This is a genomic window from Nitrincola iocasae (genome assembly GCF_008727795.1).
Taxonomy (GTDB): domain Bacteria; phylum Pseudomonadota; class Gammaproteobacteria; order Pseudomonadales; family Balneatricaceae; genus Nitrincola; species Nitrincola iocasae.
Genome location: NZ_CP044222.1, coordinates 2,479,174 through 2,494,333 on the forward strand (window position 1 = coordinate 2,479,174; position 15,160 = coordinate 2,494,333).

The 15,160-nt window shown below is 50.6% G+C and carries 16 protein-coding genes; 8 read left to right on the forward strand and 8 right to left on the reverse strand.

The features are described 5' to 3' along the window. Complete coding sequence (locus F5I99_RS11435) at window positions 1–1,266, reverse strand: DEAD/DEAH box helicase (protein ID WP_151056119.1); 1,266 nt, start codon at window positions 1,264–1,266, stop codon at window positions 1–3. Window positions 1,267–1,932: 666 nt separating this feature from the next. Beyond that, entirely contained in the window at window positions 1,933–2,553 is a 621-nt protein-coding gene (locus F5I99_RS11440) for a LysE family translocator (RefSeq protein WP_151056122.1), read from the reverse strand. 156 nt (window positions 2,554–2,709) lie between these two features. Between F5I99_RS11440 and F5I99_RS11445 the strand changes: the two genes are divergently transcribed. After that, window positions 2,710–3,639 (forward strand): 2-hydroxyacid dehydrogenase, encoded by a 930-nt coding sequence (locus F5I99_RS11445; protein ID WP_151056123.1) that lies wholly within the window; start codon window positions 2,710–2,712, stop codon window positions 3,637–3,639. Window positions 3,640–3,679: 40 nt separating this feature from the next. Here the strand turns inward: F5I99_RS11445 and F5I99_RS11450 are convergent, their stop codons facing one another. Together F5I99_RS11450 and F5I99_RS11455 are read right to left on the reverse strand one after the other, a co-directional pair. Beyond that, window positions 3,680–4,798 carry a beta-ketoacyl-ACP synthase III gene (locus F5I99_RS11450; RefSeq protein ID WP_151056125.1) on the reverse strand — a complete coding sequence of 373 codons (1,119 nt, stop codon included), beginning with the start codon at window positions 4,796–4,798 and terminating at the stop codon, window positions 3,680–3,682. A gap of 205 nt (window positions 4,799–5,003) precedes the next feature. Beyond that, window positions 5,004–5,708, reverse strand: coding sequence for a GntR family transcriptional regulator (locus F5I99_RS11455; protein ID WP_151056127.1), 705 nt, complete (start codon window positions 5,706–5,708; stop codon window positions 5,004–5,006). 254 nt (window positions 5,709–5,962) lie between these two features. Here F5I99_RS11455 and F5I99_RS11460 point away from each other — a divergent pair, with 254 nt between their 5' ends. The 7 genes from F5I99_RS11460 (at window position 5,963) to F5I99_RS11490 (ending at window position 12,501) form a co-directional block, all read left to right on the forward strand. Continuing rightward, the gene (locus F5I99_RS11460) at window positions 5,963–6,994 is read left to right on the forward strand and encodes an ABC transporter ATP-binding protein (RefSeq protein ID WP_151056130.1); all 1,032 of its coding nucleotides are present in this window, start codon (window positions 5,963–5,965) and stop codon (window positions 6,992–6,994) included. A 10-nt stretch (window positions 6,995–7,004) separates the two neighbouring features. Beyond that, window positions 7,005–8,327: an ABC transporter substrate-binding protein gene (locus F5I99_RS11465; protein WP_151056132.1), complete on the forward strand. Its 1,323-nt coding sequence runs from the start codon at window positions 7,005–7,007 to the stop codon at window positions 8,325–8,327. A gap of 54 nt (window positions 8,328–8,381) precedes the next feature. Next, window positions 8,382–9,245 carry an ABC transporter permease gene (locus tag F5I99_RS11470; protein WP_225307387.1) on the forward strand — a complete coding sequence of 288 codons (864 nt, stop codon included), beginning with the start codon at window positions 8,382–8,384 and terminating at the stop codon, window positions 9,243–9,245. 2 nt (window positions 9,246–9,247) lie between these two features. Continuing rightward, entirely contained in the window at window positions 9,248–10,069 is an 822-nt protein-coding gene (locus F5I99_RS11475; RefSeq protein WP_151056134.1) for an ABC transporter permease, read from the forward strand. Next, entirely contained in the window at window positions 10,066–10,791 is a 726-nt protein-coding gene (locus F5I99_RS11480) for an aspartate/glutamate racemase family protein (protein ID WP_151056136.1), read from the forward strand. The genes F5I99_RS11475 and F5I99_RS11480 overlap by 4 nt, the downstream gene beginning before the upstream one ends. 212 nt (window positions 10,792–11,003) lie before the next feature. Then, a complete protein-coding gene (locus tag F5I99_RS11485) occupies window positions 11,004–11,846 on the forward strand; it encodes an AraC family transcriptional regulator (RefSeq protein ID WP_151056138.1) in 843 nt (280 codons plus the stop codon). A 73-nt stretch (window positions 11,847–11,919) separates the two neighbouring features. Continuing rightward, window positions 11,920–12,501: a LysE family translocator gene (locus tag F5I99_RS11490; protein WP_151056140.1), complete on the forward strand. Its 582-nt coding sequence runs from the start codon at window positions 11,920–11,922 to the stop codon at window positions 12,499–12,501. 80 nt (window positions 12,502–12,581) lie between these two features. On the opposite strand, the gene F5I99_RS11495 is transcribed toward F5I99_RS11490, so the two are convergent. From F5I99_RS11495 to F5I99_RS11510, 4 genes are all read right to left on the reverse strand, one after another. Next, a complete protein-coding gene (locus tag F5I99_RS11495) occupies window positions 12,582–12,848 on the reverse strand; it encodes a DksA/TraR family C4-type zinc finger protein (protein ID WP_151056142.1) in 267 nt (88 codons plus the stop codon). Between the two features lie 253 nt (window positions 12,849–13,101). Further along, on the reverse strand, window positions 13,102–13,515 hold the full coding sequence (locus F5I99_RS11500; protein WP_151056144.1) for a hypothetical protein: 414 nt from the start codon (window positions 13,513–13,515) through the stop codon (window positions 13,102–13,104). Further along, a complete protein-coding gene (locus F5I99_RS11505) occupies window positions 13,515–14,288 on the reverse strand; it encodes a hypothetical protein (RefSeq protein WP_151056146.1) in 774 nt (257 codons plus the stop codon). Before F5I99_RS11505 ends, F5I99_RS11500 begins: the two co-directional genes overlap by 1 nt. Before the next feature lies 1 nt (window position 14,289). Further along, window positions 14,290–15,102 carry a tetratricopeptide repeat protein gene (locus tag F5I99_RS11510; protein ID WP_151056147.1) on the reverse strand — a complete coding sequence of 271 codons (813 nt, stop codon included), beginning with the start codon at window positions 15,100–15,102 and terminating at the stop codon, window positions 14,290–14,292. Window positions 15,103–15,160: the final 58 nt, after the last annotated feature.

Consider the following 15,160-nt stretch of genomic DNA (forward strand, 5'->3'; position numbering starts at 1 on the left):
TTATCGACGCGCGGGTCGATGCCCTCTGGCCAGTTCACCTGAACGCACACCATCACGGTGTCCGGTTGCGGGCTTACGCCTGGCACCCTGAGGTTTATGTCTAGGAGCTGCCAGACTGGTATCTGGCAAAGGGTGAACCGGCTCAAAACCGGCTACCAAACGACGTTCCAGTACTTTCTGGGTCAGGCGCTCAATCGAACGCAAATGATCCAGTTCATCGGCACACACCAGTGACACAGCGACACCGACCTTTCCGGCACGTCCGGTACGACCAATACGGTGCACATAGTCTTCCGGCACATTAGGGAGGTCATAGTTAACCACATGGGGTAGATGATCGATATCCAGACCACGCGCGGCAATATCAGTTGCTACTAATACCCGTACCTCACCGGCTTTAAAATCAGCCAGGGCTTTAGTACGCGCATTCTGGCTCTTATTACCATGAATAGCGATAGCGGTAATATGGTTAGATTCCAGCTGTTTGGTCAGCTTGTTAGCACCGTGCTTGGTTCGGGTAAATACCAACACCTGCTGCCATTTTCCCTGATGAATCAGATTGCATAGCAAACCAGCTTTCTGGTTTTTATCCACCGGACAAATCCACTGCTCAACGCTAGGCGCGGCTGCATTGGACGGTGTCACCGACACTTCTTGCGGATCATTAAGTAAACCCTTGGCAAGTTTACGTATCTCTGTGGAAAAGGTTGCCGAAAACATCAGTGTCTGACGCTTGGCAGGCAGAATCGCCATGATACGTTTGATATCATGGATAAAACCCATGTCCAGCATCCGGTCAGCTTCATCCAGCACCAGTACTTCCAACTGATCAAAACGCACCGCATTTTGCTTATACAAATCCATCAACCGACCCGGCGTAGCGATCAATACATCCACACCTTTGCGCAGCTTCATCATCTGCGGATTGATTTTTACCCCCCCAAACACCACAGCCGAGCGCAATGGCAGATAACGGCCATAAGTGCTCACGCTTTCAGCAACCTGAGCGGCCAGTTCACGTGTCGGGGTTAAAATAAGGGTGCGTACCTGGTTAGCCGTTGCGGGCTTACCCTGGCTTAAGCGTTCCAGAATCGGCAGGGTAAAACCGGCGGTTTTCCCTGTACCCGTTTGCGCAGCGGCCATCAGGTCTTTACCTGCTAACACAATGGGTATGGCCTGGCTCTGGATCGGGGAAGGGGTATCGTAACCCTGTTCGGTTACTGCTTTCAGAATGGAGTCAGATAACCCCAGTGTGGCAAAACTCATTAAATCATCTCTTGGTTAAATCGCCGAATTCGCGCATCCAACCTTGAAAAAGAGCTGGCGGATTAAAAACACCGGAACAGGTTTCATCGTTGCGCTAACAGCAGTATGGCCATCTGGCCTGATGCAGGAAAGGGCCGTCGAAATTCCGGTCAAACACCCTGCCAACAAAAAAAGCCGTCACGTCGGACGGCTCGTTGGCGGCAGTTTATCGCATCAGGCCAGACAAAGCATCTTTTTCGTGGGATTGTCGTGGGCTTGGGGCTGATGGGATCGGCGTTTGTCTGACGCGCCATTAACCCATCCATGGGGGCTCCAGTGCGCCGTCCTGGCGCACAGGGTCAGTCAAATCCGACCCCATCAGCCCCCACCAAATTCAGTGCCAAATTAAAGCTGGCTTAAAATCAGTATTTTTGCAAAACCCTTGCCTTAAAGAAAATTAGAATCTTAACTCAATGACCTATGCCATGGTCATGCTACGAAGCTTGCTCTGCCCGATATTTGGATTGGCACAGGATTTCGGCGGGGTGGTGGTATCGCTTTGATGTGACCGTCTGCCGCCCGGACGGCGGCAGTCGAGCGGTCATGGATGACGAAAAGCGTGTCACACCAAAGCGATATCACCACTCCTGCATGGCACAGACCCAATGACCTTAGCAGGCTAAGCCATCAAAAAGCAGCCAACCAAACCCCGACCCCCAGCATCAAACTACCCGCTATCCGGTTAAGCAGACGCACATTGTGAGCATGCTGTAGAAACAAGCGCAAAGCCTTACCGCCACCGGCATAAATCAACATACAAACCAGTTCCAGCAGCACAATAATACCCAGCAACAAGGATAACTGCGGTACCAGCGGCTGACTCTGATCGATAAAAGGCGGCAACAGCGCTACGTGGAAAGCCCAGCCTTTGGGGTTAGCCACGGCTGTCACAAACCCCTGCATAAACAACTGCCAGGCTGACACCGTCTGACGCACAGCAGCCGTTTCCGGAATGGCCATGCGGCCACGCGACTGCCACATCTGTACACCCACATAGATCAGATACGCACCACCGATCCACTTAAATACCTGAAAGAAACCGGGGTAGGTCAACAACACCGCCGCCACACCGAGTACAGCGAGCAAAGCGACCAGGGCCACACCGAGCATTTCTCCCCACATCATCCACAGGGTTCGTTTAACACCGAGGGTGATGCCCAACGTCATCGCCAGGGTCATGCACATACCCGGTGTCACAGAGACAAAGAAAAATGTAGGAATAAAAACAGACAACATAGCCAGATTCATGAGTGGGTGCTCGCCGTACTTCAACTAAAGAAAACAGTGTAAACCAAGCCTTGAGCCTACTGGGTTAAAATTTCGTCATGATGACAAATTGGCTGATAGCGGGGATGCATTGCTCTGACTTCCCTTATACACTCAAGGCAGAACTCAGGAGGTCACGTGAAAATACTGTTTGTATCCCCTGATCCGCGCCCCGAGCGCTGGATCACCCCTTTGCAGGCGGCCCTGCCCGATGCTGAACTCATCGCATGGCAGGACGATATGCCACCGCAACAAGCCGATTATGCACTGGTGTGGCAACCCCCGGCGGTGCTATTTGAAAATGAACCCGGACTCAAGGCAATTTTCAACCTGGGAGCCGGTGTAGATGCCTTGCTTAAGCTTCCTGCCCTGCCGGAGGCACTGCCCATCTACCGACTGGAAGATGCCGGCATGTCGGCACAGATGGCTGAATACCTGGTGCACCAGATAGCCGAAATCACCCGTGCCATGCCGGTTTATCGTCAGCAGCAGCAAGATAAACACTGGAAAATGCAAGCGCCCTGCCGCCGTAAAGACTGGCCGATTGGCCTGTTGGGATTGGGACAGATCGGCAACAAAGCCGCTCAGGCACTGGCGTTGCTGGAATACCCGGTTGCCAGTTGGACCCGCAAGGCTAAAACCTTTCCGGGTGTCGAAAGCTTCAGTGGTCAGGACGCACTGGCAAGTTTCCTTGGCAGAACCCGCATTCTGATCAACACCCTGCCGCTGACAGCGGAAACCCAGGGCATTCTCAATCAGTCATTGCTATCGCAGCTGCAACCCCAGAGCGTGCTTATCAATGTCGGCCGTGGACAGCATCTGAATGAAGATGATCTGCTGGCCGCACTGGATGAGGGCCAGTTACTGCATGCGGTGCTGGATGTGTTCGAGCAGGAGCCTCTGCCGGAAACACACCCCTTCTGGTCACATCCACAGATCACCCTGACACCGCACATTTCCGCACCCACGCTGCGCGAAGAAACCATCCGCCAGATAGCCGAGAAACTCCAGGCGCTGCAGGCGGGCGAAAGCATCAGCGGACAGGTTGATCGCCAACGCGGCTATTAATGCGGTTACATCCTTAACCGGGCCTGATACTTCAGGCCCTTCAGACTTTCCGCAGAATCACAGAGCCGACTGAGTATCCCGCCCCAAAAGAACAAAGCAGGCATAAATCGCCTGTCTGCAGCCCATCACGAAAACGCTGAAAGGCAATAATCGATGCCGCCGAGCTGGTGTTACCAAACTCATGCAGAATAGTCGGCGCTTCATGCGCTTCAGGGTCACGCCCCAGCACTTTACGCGCGATCAGGCTATTCATATTGATATTCGCCTGATGCAGCCACAAACGACGCAGTTCCGAAGCTGACAGATTCAGTGACGCTAGATGATCAATAAGCAGCTCAGCGACCATCGGCACCACATCTTTAAATACCTTGCGCCCCTGCTGGACAAAATAGGTATCGGCCGAGTCCGGATCACGATCTTCACACTTGCTCAAAAAACCGAAATTGTTACGGATATTATTGGAGAAGGCGGTTTTCAACCGGGTGCCCACAATACTGAACTGATTCGCTGAGCTGGCTAGCTCAGCCGCTTCAACAATCATGGCGGTGCAGGCATCACCAAAAATAAAATGGCTGTCTCTGTCGCGGTAGTTCAGATGTGCAGAACAGATCTCCGGGTTTACCACCAGCACCCGAGTGGCATTCCCAGCCTGAATGGTATTACTGGCCAACTGCAGGGCAAAGGTGGCGGACGAGCAGGCGACATTCATATCAAATGCAAAGCCACCGGCACCCAATGCCTGCTGCACTTCGATGGCCACGGCCGGATAGGCCCGCTGCAGGTTGGAACATGCAACGATGACACAATCCAGGTCAGCACCGGTTAATCCTGCCTCATCCAAAGCCTGATTGGCCGCCTGCAGCGCCATTTCGGCCTGCAAGCTCAAGCTGTCGTTGTCGCGCACAGCAATAAACGGCTTGAGGCGCTCAGGATCAAGAATGCCCTGCTTATCCATCACATGACGGCTAAGAATGCCTGAAGCTTTATCGATAAAAGCCGATGAGGAGGGTTGCAGCTCGGTGACTTCACCGATCGCTATACCCGCACTGTTGCGGGTATTGTAGTCAGCTACAAAGCAGTTAAAGGATTCGACGAGTTCGTCATTGTTGATAACATCTATTGGGGTATACAGGCCAACGCCACTGATTACGGTATTCAAACGGGGCACTCCAGTCAGGCTTGATCACGAGTCTTCATCCCACCTGTTATTATTATCAGATCAGGACGCTAAGACATTGTCCTGCATGATAGAGGCTAAATCCAGTCTCGTAAGCCAAAGAGGCAAGCTGTCGCTACCAGATCTGGGTAATAGCGTTCAACCAGTTTCAGCCGTGCGGCAAGGGTATTGGGCTATTCATCTGCCTTCAGATTCGTTTTGGCTCAGTATCACCTTCAAACACATGTCTAAAATCCACTGTTCGGGTTTCCCAGAATGTCAGGTTCAGATGCATCTCAATATCATTCAAGTGGTGGCTCATGCACTGCACCGCTTTGCCTGAATCACGCGCTTCGATCGCACTGATAATGTCATTATGTTCATCGCAACCACATTGAAGATCATTGTTTCTCTGATACAGGGAAATGATCAGTGAGCTACGGGTGATCAGGTCGTTGAGCATCTCTTCCAGTACCGGGTTGCCGGCCAGTCGCGCCAATAGCAGGTGGAACTGACCGGACTCGCGAATGATGGCTTCTCGCGGCCCACTGAGAATAACCGCTTGTTCCTTGTCGCGCTGTTTCTTCAACAGTGAAATATCGAGTTGCCGCACTCGACTCACCAGAATTTCAATAATGCCACGTTCAATCACCGACCGTGCAGTAAACACGGCCCGGGCCTCTTCAACGGAGGGTTGGGCGATGCTGGCACCCCGGTTGGGTTCGATGCTAACGATGCGGCGAAGTGCCAGTTGCTGCAAAGCCGAACGAACGTGGTTGCGGTTGGCCTTCAGACTGCTCACCAATTGCGCCTCAATCAGCCGTGTGCCGGGTGGTATCCGCTGCTCGGCCACGGCCCGGGCAAGGGTAGTGACGATGCGTTCTATTTCAGATGATTTATTGGCGGGTTTCATTTCGACTCCAATATTATTAACAATTTTTCGTTAGACAAAGCACCGAACCTGTGCAGCAACCCTACTTACGCACCCAAAACGAAGCATTTTTGAAGCCAGAAACGATTGCCATATATATTCAAAATACCGCATAAATACAATGATTATCGGTAAAAATTGTATGAAGTCAGATGCTTATTCAACGTTTAGAAAATCTGGCACCCACCTTGCAATATATCCATCATTAATTGTTAACAATTTGTGAGAATTACAGTATGGCGGGTTCGGTTGAATTAATCAAAACCAGCAAGTTCTATGACAGTCACCGGGCAGTTGATGGCATCAACCTCAAAGTGCCTGGGGGTAGCTACTGTTGCTTGCTGGGCCCTAGTGGTTGTGGCAAAAGCACCACTTTACGGATGATCGCCGGGCATGAAGAGGTCTCCGATGGCGACATCCTGCTCGATAATCGCAATGTCACCTCCTTGTCGCCGCGCCAGCGCGGCACCGCCATGATGTTTCAGAACTACGCGCTGTTTCCGCACCTGTCGTGTCGGGACAATGTAGCCTATGGTTTAAAAATCGCAGGCAAGAGCAAGGCGGAACGTTACCGCGCCGCCGAAGAAATGCTGGAACTGGTCAACATGGGTGCATTTGCCGACAAATTGCCCGGGCAGCTCTCAGGCGGACAGCAACAGCGCATTGCGCTGGCCCGGGCGTTGATCTGCCGACCGGATGTAGTGCTGTTGGACGAACCTTTATCAGCACTCGATCCATTCTTGCGCGTGCGGATGCGCAAAGAATTAAAAAGCCTGCAGCAACAGCTCGGCTTAACCTTTATCCATGTGACCCATTCGCAGGAAGAAGCCTTTGCCTTGGCGGATCTCGCCATCGTGATGTCGGATGGACGTATCGAACAAAGTGGTCACCCACGCCACATTTTTGAAGCGCCGAGAACCGAGTTTGTGGCCAACTTTATTGGTGGACACAATGTTCTGCAGCCCAACGGTGGAATGCCAGCTGACCTGCAGCAACCCTTTTCCATCCGCGCCGACCACCTGGTCATCGAGCCCCTGGATTACACCCCACCCAATACGTTTACCCGTCTGGAAGCAACCATCGTTGATATCGAGTTCCAGGCACAGTTCTTCTTTGTGGAAACCCGACTGGACGATGGCCAGTTGGTGATGTGCTATCTCCCTGAAGCCCGGATGAATGAGTCTCTGATGTGTCTCGGTCAGCGTGTTGCGCTGCACTGGGAAAAGAGTGCCATCAATCTGTTCGACCCACCTGCAACAACTCGCTGAGGAACCAACGATGAATGACAACCATACTCCCGAAAACACCGCAGAAATAACGACAACAAGCAAAGGCCTGACTCGCCGCAAACTACTCAAAGGTGCTGCCAGTGTCGGTGCTGTAGCCTTAGGCAGTGGCGCTATTACCGGATTTCCAATGATCTGGGCGCAGAATATCAAGAACATCACGCTGCGCCAGTTTGGCACCGGGGTGTCCAACCTCAACGCCATCGCCGACAAGTGCAAAGAGGACCTGGGCTTTAATCTGCAATTGACCTCCCTGGATTCCGACAGTGTTACCCAACGAGCGGTCACCCAGCCCAACTCCTATGATATCGCCGATATTGAATACTGGATCTGCAAAAAAGTGTTCCCATCAGGTGCAATGCAACCCCTGGATGTGCGGCGACTTACCAATTACGACAAAATTTCACCGCTGTTTATTACCGGCAAGCTGACTGATGATGCAGAAATCGCTCAGGGTACAGCACCTCACACTGTGGGGTTTGTTCCGGACCGGAATGCCACAGTTTTCGCCGACCAACCAACCGACTGGATGACACTGATCCCGACGATCTACAATGCCGATACCCTGGGCATTCGCCCGGATCTGGTGGGCCGACCCATCACTAGCTGGGCCGATATTATGGACCTAGCCTTCAAAGGCCAAACCTCAATTATCAACATTCCATCGATCGGCATTATGGATGCAGCGATGATCTGCGAAGCCATGGGCGAGATCACCTATGCCGACAAGGGCAATATGACCCGCGAGGAGATCGACCAGACCATCGAAATCATGAAGGCAGCCAAACGTGACGGTCAGTTCCGCGCCTTCTGGAAAACCTTCGATGAATCCGTGAATCTGATGGCCTCAGGTGAGGTGTTGATCCAGAGCATGTGGTCTCCAGCCGTTGCTGCCGTGCGCAGCCAGGGTGTTCCCTGTGTTTATCAGCCACTGAAAGAGGGCTACCGCGCCTGGGGTGGCGGGCTGGGCCTGGCATCACATCTGTCCGGTATGGAACTTGATGCCGCCTATGAATACATCGACTGGTACCTTTCAGGCTGGGTCGGTGCCTACCTGAACCGCCAGGGCTACTACAGTGCCGCACCGGAAACTTCACGGGCTCATATGAGCGAAGACGAATGGGGTTTCTGGATGCAAGGCCGGGAAGCACAGGGCGATATTGTGAGTCCGAACGGCGATGTAATGGAACAAGCAGGTGCGGTGCGTGACGGTGGCTCTTTCGAAGAGCGCATGGGTAGCGTGGCGTGCTGGAATTCGGTCATGGACGAGAACCAGTACATGGTCCGTAAATGGAACGAATTCATCGTTTCCTGACCTTAACCTTGGCTGTGCCAGCAAATGTTGGCATCGCCACTTCAAGGAGTTCTTATGGCCCCGATGATAACAGCCCACAACCAGCACAGCTATTGGCAGGCGCTGCCGTTAACACTGGTATTACTGGCATTTCTGGTGTTTCCCATCGTGGTGATCGGCATTGTCAGCTTCTGGGACTACAATTCCTACTCACTGATACCGGATTTTATTCTCGATAATTACCAGTATCTGCTGAGTTCACCCGTCACGCTGCAAGCCTACTTGAATACGTTCAAATATGCGGCCCTGACCTGGTTCTTCACCCTGTCGATTGGCTTTACGGTGGCCTATTTTCTCACCTTCCATATACGCTCCCCAGGCACGCAAACGCTCTGCTTCATCATTTGTACGGTGCCATTTTTTACCTCGAACATTATCCGCATGATCTCCTGGATACCCTTGCTCGGACGCAATGGCCTGGTTAACTCCACGCTGCAGTCAGGCGGGCTGATTGACCAGCCTTTAAGCTTTTTGCTCTACAGCGATTTTTCCGTCGTGCTGGCCTATGTGCATCTTTATACGCTATTCATGGTGGTGCCTATTTTCAACAGCATGATGCGCATCGACCGTAACCTGGTGGAAGCAGCGGTGGACGCGGGCGCCTCGGGTTTTCAAATACTCAAGGACATTATTATACCGCTGTCCCGATCCGGCATCATCGTCGGCAGTATTTTCGTATTCACCCTGGTGATGGGCGATTTCGTTACAGTCAAGATCATGGGTGGCGGCATCAAGGCCAACGTAGGCATGATGATCTACAACGAGATATCCCTGTTGCAATACCCCGCTGCCGCTGCGAGCGCCATCGTCCTGCTCGCCACGGTTATGATCATGCTGGTGATCCTGTTCCGGCTGGTCAACATACGCAAGGAGCTGTAGCCATGAATAAACGACCACGCAGCTTTTATCTGCTGGCGGCATTTTTCGCCCTCTTCGTACTGTTTCTGTACGGCCCGACGCTGACCATTGCCCTGCTCTCTTTTCAAGGACCCGGAGGCGGCCTGACCTTTCCCATGCGCGGCCTTTCCTGGCACTGGTTCGGGCAATTGTTCGAAGCCCAGGCCGTGGGTAACTTCGGCACCTCATTACGGCGCTCCCTGATTCTCGGACTGGCTGTCATGATTTGCACGGTGGTGTTTTCATTCCTCGCCGGCCTGGCCTTCCGCAAGCGTTTCGCCGGTCAATCGGTGATTTTCTATCTGACATTGACCAGCCTGATCATTCCCTCCATTTTGATCAGTCTTGGCATCGGGCTAATGTTTGACCGACTGGACATCGAACCGGCCTGGTACAGCTCCGGCTTCGGATCGCACCTGACCTGGACCCTGCCATTCGGCTTACTGATCATGTTCGCGGTATTCAATCGCTTTAATCCGAGCTACGAAATGGCCTCGGTAGACCTGGGTGCCTCTCACTGGCAGACCTTCCGTTACATTCTGCTGCCACTGCTAGCGCCCAGCCTGATGGGTATCGGCCTGTTCGGATTCACGCTCAGTTATGACGAATTTGCGCGTACGCTGATGACCTCCGGCAGCTTTAATACGCTGCCGCTCGAATTGTTCGCAATGACCACCAATGTCACCAGCCCCGTTCTGTATGCGCTGGGCACCTTAACCACGGCGATATCCCTGTCCGTGATCGCGCTGACATTAATTGCATTACGACTATTCCGGCGTAAGCCGGGGCGGGATGCTGATACATGATTGCCATCATTAACCCCAATGCCTCGGTGTCGATGACCGAACAACTGGCGCGTGAGTGCAACGCCCTGAGCGGTTTGCATCACGAATTGACCTTTCACCGCTGCGCCGAAGCCCCAGCCAGCATTGAAGGTTACAGCGACGGCGTGTCGGCAGCTTACTGGGTCGCGCACAAGGTACGTCAGTTAGAATCTGGTGCAACACCACCCTCAGCCTACGTGATCGCCTGCTTTGACGACACCGGCCTTGACGGTGCCCGGGAACTGACCCGGGCACCGGTACTGGGCGTCGGCGAAATGGCAATGCATACCGCCTCGTTGTTGTGCCAGAATTTTTGCGTCATGACCACGCTGGAGCGTTCAGTACCTATCCTGACCCGTAATATGCACCACTACGGAATGGCCTCTCGTTGTGCAGGTATTTTTGCGTCTAAAGTGCCGGTGCTGGCACTGGAGCAGGATCCCGACAGTTATCAGCACGTGCTCAATGCCGCCCGCCAGGCACTCGAATCGAATCGAGGGGAGGCGCTCGTGCTGGGGTGTGCTGGCATGGGCCAATGGGTTCGGCGCATGGAAGCGGATCTGTCCGTTCCGGTGCTCGACGGTGTGCGTATCGCGGTAACGTTTGCCGACGCCATGGTGGGGTTGGGTCTTAAGACCAGCAAGGTACTGAGTTATCAGTTCCCGGAAGTAAAAGCGGCTGAGCCAACGTCTACCAGAGGATAATTAAGCATGCCATCCAGCACTCACCATCAGGAACCATATTACCCGTGCTAGCTCACGGCCACCCAGATAATCTACTGCGCGACTCGCTGGCGTTGCTGCTCAGTGCTAAAAGTCCTCCATGCTTGCCTTAATTTCGCAATATCGTCCAATCTTTTTAGTTTGGAATTGGGTAATCTGCCTCTATTGATTTGGGATATTCGCAGAGGGTTGTGATGTCGACTGAAAATCGTTTTCAATTTGCTAAAAGTACCGTTCTTGATGAGATCATGTTGCTTGAAGCTTCGATGAGTGATTTTTCTTACGGTACCCATGCCCATGAAGAATTTTCCTTTGGTGTGACCTTATCTGGCCGCCAGGACTTTTTTGCATTGGGCGAACATCATAAAAGTTACTCTGGTAATGTCATTGTGTTTAATCCAGAAGACGCCCACGACGGCCATTCCGGTGGCGACGATACGCTGCATTATAAAATGCTGTACGTTCACCCTGATCAATTATTGCCTATGTTGCAAAGTGCCGGCGTTCGCCGAGTACAAGATTTTCGGATTGAGCAGGTGGTGCAAAACGACACAGTATTAAAAGCCCATGTTTTGCGCTTGGCTGCATTGGTAGAAAGTGACTCTTCATCAGCGCTGGAATATTCGTCTGCGTTGTTTGAGTTTGCTGAATATCTTGCTTATCAGCAGGGTATCCCCCGCCCTGTTGGCCTAGTGGAGTCTAAACGACGTGCCAAAGACCCTGTTTTTGAGCGAGTACGTGATTATCTGCACGCCCATGTTGGCGAGGAAGTCTCTTTGGATGAATTAAGCCACGTGGCGCATATGTCGAAGTATCACTTGCTGCGTTGCTTTCGGGATTATTTCGGCATGACGCCCCATCAATACTGGCAAAATTACCGCATCAATCGCGCCAAAGAGGCCCTAGAGCTGGGGATGCCGTTAGCCGATGTCGCCTTTACCTTCGGCTTTAGCGATTTAAGTTACTTTAATCGACGTTTCAAGCCGATGTTCGGCCTCACCCCTTATCAATTTAGGCGTACTTTGCTGCGCACCTAACAGCAAAACTCGCTTTAGATCTTACTTTTTACCCATTGCTGATTTTTATCAAATATCCTTTTGAGGGATTCCTATGCTCGAAATAATCATCTATGCCTTTGGCATTATGTACAGCCCAGGACCTGCAAATCTGTTGGCGTTATTCGCGGGTGTCAGTGGGCAGGGCTGGCGTGCTTTTCTGTATTGTGTTGGTGTAGGGCTTGCCATGCTGATCTTGTTTCTACTGATAGGTTATCTTGGCAGTGAGATTATTCCCATAAAATATCAATCGCTTATTGCAATTTTAGGTGGAATGTATATTGCCTATCTTGGGGTAAAAATCCTGCTGTCGAGCTTTCAACAACAAACCAGCCATGCTAAATACGCTTCAGTGAACTTTAAAACTGGCCTGATTTTACAACTCTGTAACCCTAAGGCTTTAGTGGCGATAGTGCCTATTGTCACGGTGCAATTTCCACGATCACAGATCGAAGGTGGGCAAATTGCTTTATGGTCACTGGGACTTTCCATCATGGCATGCGGTGCACCGAGTGTGTATTTATTGGCAGGCGCTCGTCTTAAAAAAGCCGCGATGAACCCCAAGGTTATGGCATGGGTGAATCGAGTGATGGCGTTGTTGTTATTCTATGTGGCTTATCGGTTTATCTTTGCTTAATAAAAATATACAGGATGACTACAAAGCACCAATACATTTGTAGTCATCCCAGAAATCTGGACAACCTGAGCTGAGGTTAATTACCTGAGCTGGCTATCCTTGCTGCCACGGCGATTGATACCGCCTGAATTAACTTCCTGCTTTTCCAAGGCTGATTGACAGGCAATACAAAGCCGAACGCCAGGAATCGCCTGGCGGCGCTTTTCTGGAATAACACCGTCACACTCTTCACAATGGACGGCGCTCTCACCCTTGGCTAATTTACTTCGGGCCTGTTGTACGGCATCTGCAACGCTCGCATCAATTTGATCCTGTACGGCACCATCGCGTGACCAGCCACCTGCCATTGCGTTCTCCGATATATGAAGGATTGAATGAGTCTCAGATCAGAACTCTAAGGCATTGTCCTGCATGATAGAGGCTAAATCCAGTCTCGTAAGCCAAAGACCAATTTACACTCTTATTTGACATCATCCCCTGATTGGCTATGGGATTATGTGCTGTAGAGTATATTGTGGTTTTTAGAGTGAAGATGGGCTGAAAAATATTATAAAAAATATACTCACGTATTTTTTGATTTGAGCAATGACTTGGCTCTTCTTAATCTGGACAGGAACTTTTCACATAAATCAAGCTATCACCCCTAGATATACGCGATACATAGGCAGTATCTTGGCAGGGTTTATAGCCTGCCTTTTCAAGCATTGAACGCAAACCTATAGGCATCAAACCAGCCACGACCAAACAAATAATAAACCAAGCGATAACAATTATACTTCCCCATCGCTTGACGAAACCGGTAAAACCTCTCAAACCGGCAAACTGCAGGCAAGCGAGCACCCAAAAAACTGAGATAAGTAACAGATACTGACTACCGGTATCTAAAGGGATGATTTCGCTTTCTGTTCGAACTCCATCAAACACAAGAACAATATCGTATATAGCAAAAATGACCACAGGAATTGCTAGTAGATTAAAGAGAATGAACAATACCTGTGATACTCTCGGTGACATCAATACCCCCTAATTCCGGAACAAGGGCCGAATAAGCAAGGGATCAAATGTGGATTCCGCTCCAAATAGTTCAAATTGCGATTGACACTACGTCTGATTTCATCAAGCTGAACCCCCATGTCGTTGTAGGCACGAATCAGTGCCTGAGTTGCACCAAACCGGCTGTCGATTCTGTCCAGCAACAAACCCGTGACCAGACCCACAGTAATAGCTGCAATAAGAGGGGCACCAGCAATAGAACCAATAACTACCGAAGAACCAACAGCTAAACCAGCCACTGCGCCAGCAATCGCACTAACACCTATTTTAATAAGATCACTACTAACAGTACCTAGTAATCTAGTTAGGGTATATGAATCTCTTATGAAGTAATCGAACACTTCAATTCCAACTGATAAAACAGCAGTAACAGCAAAGCCACCTTTTGCTGATTGAATAATGCCACGTGGACCAATAGCCATACGCACTACCTTAGGATTGCTAGCCAAGTAACGCGTTCCAGTAAGAATTTTACGGCTATGTGGGTTTCCCTTGAAAATCACATATTCCTTACCTGCGTAGCGCTTAATGATGACTCTTTCAGGCTGAAGACCAAACTCACGGATTAACTGCCCAGCGGTATAGGTATCTATTGCCGCGCTTGAGTAACTTGCAACAGTACCTGCACTCTCTTTAATATGCTCCCACTCAAGCTTAAGATGTTCTAATTCAACAATTTGAAAAACATGCTCGTTTTGTTGAAGTTCCCAAACTAACTCTTGCTCTCGGTTCATTTCATTCATCCTTTTCGAATATGAGACAGCTTGCAGATCGACCTGATGCTTCAAGCCAATCATTTGCCACTTGCACGTCAATTTCAGTGCCGATCCCTCTACAATAGAAATAGCCCAAGACAAACTGTGAGTAGGTATGTTCATTTTTCGCTGCTTGATGATACCAATAGAATGCTTGTGCTTCATCTGGCTGCACCAGATACCCTGTATCATACACATTGCCCAAACGATATTGAGCCTCAACATCATTGAGGGCAGCTTTATGCTTGAGTGATTCAATAACGTCTTCAGTTGTGCGCTGAATTAGATCCCTACGATTTGTGTCAAAAAAAATAACATCGGGTGAATTATTAGAGTGCGACTTTGAGGCTCGATACCAATCCATAGCGACCAAGAGATCCACAGGCACTCCATCACCATTTTCATAAGACTGCCCCAGTTCCCACATAGCAGAAGCATTTCCGAAATCCACGGCACGTCTCAGGTATTCGATAACTGTGTTTTGATATTCATTTGATGAGGGTGAAGCCTTTTCAATCATCGCCAAGAAGAAATATGCATCACCTGGCTTCTGCTCCACTAAACTCGAAAAAATATCCCTAGCTTCTTCTAAAGCCCCTGAATAATACTTATTTTTGGCCTGATCGAGCATTTCCTCATATGAGGTCTGAGCAATAGCAATGCCTGGTAGATGAGCGAGACATAGACATAAAAATGTCAAAGCAATATTGGTAGTGGAGGCGCAGTGCCGTTGGTATTTACCCGGGTAGCGCATAACGATAGCATTAATAATGCTGAATAGTTTCACTAGCATTCAACCTCCATGTATTTTTGGCAGAGTCCTTTGTGTATCTGCAGCCAATATAGCTACG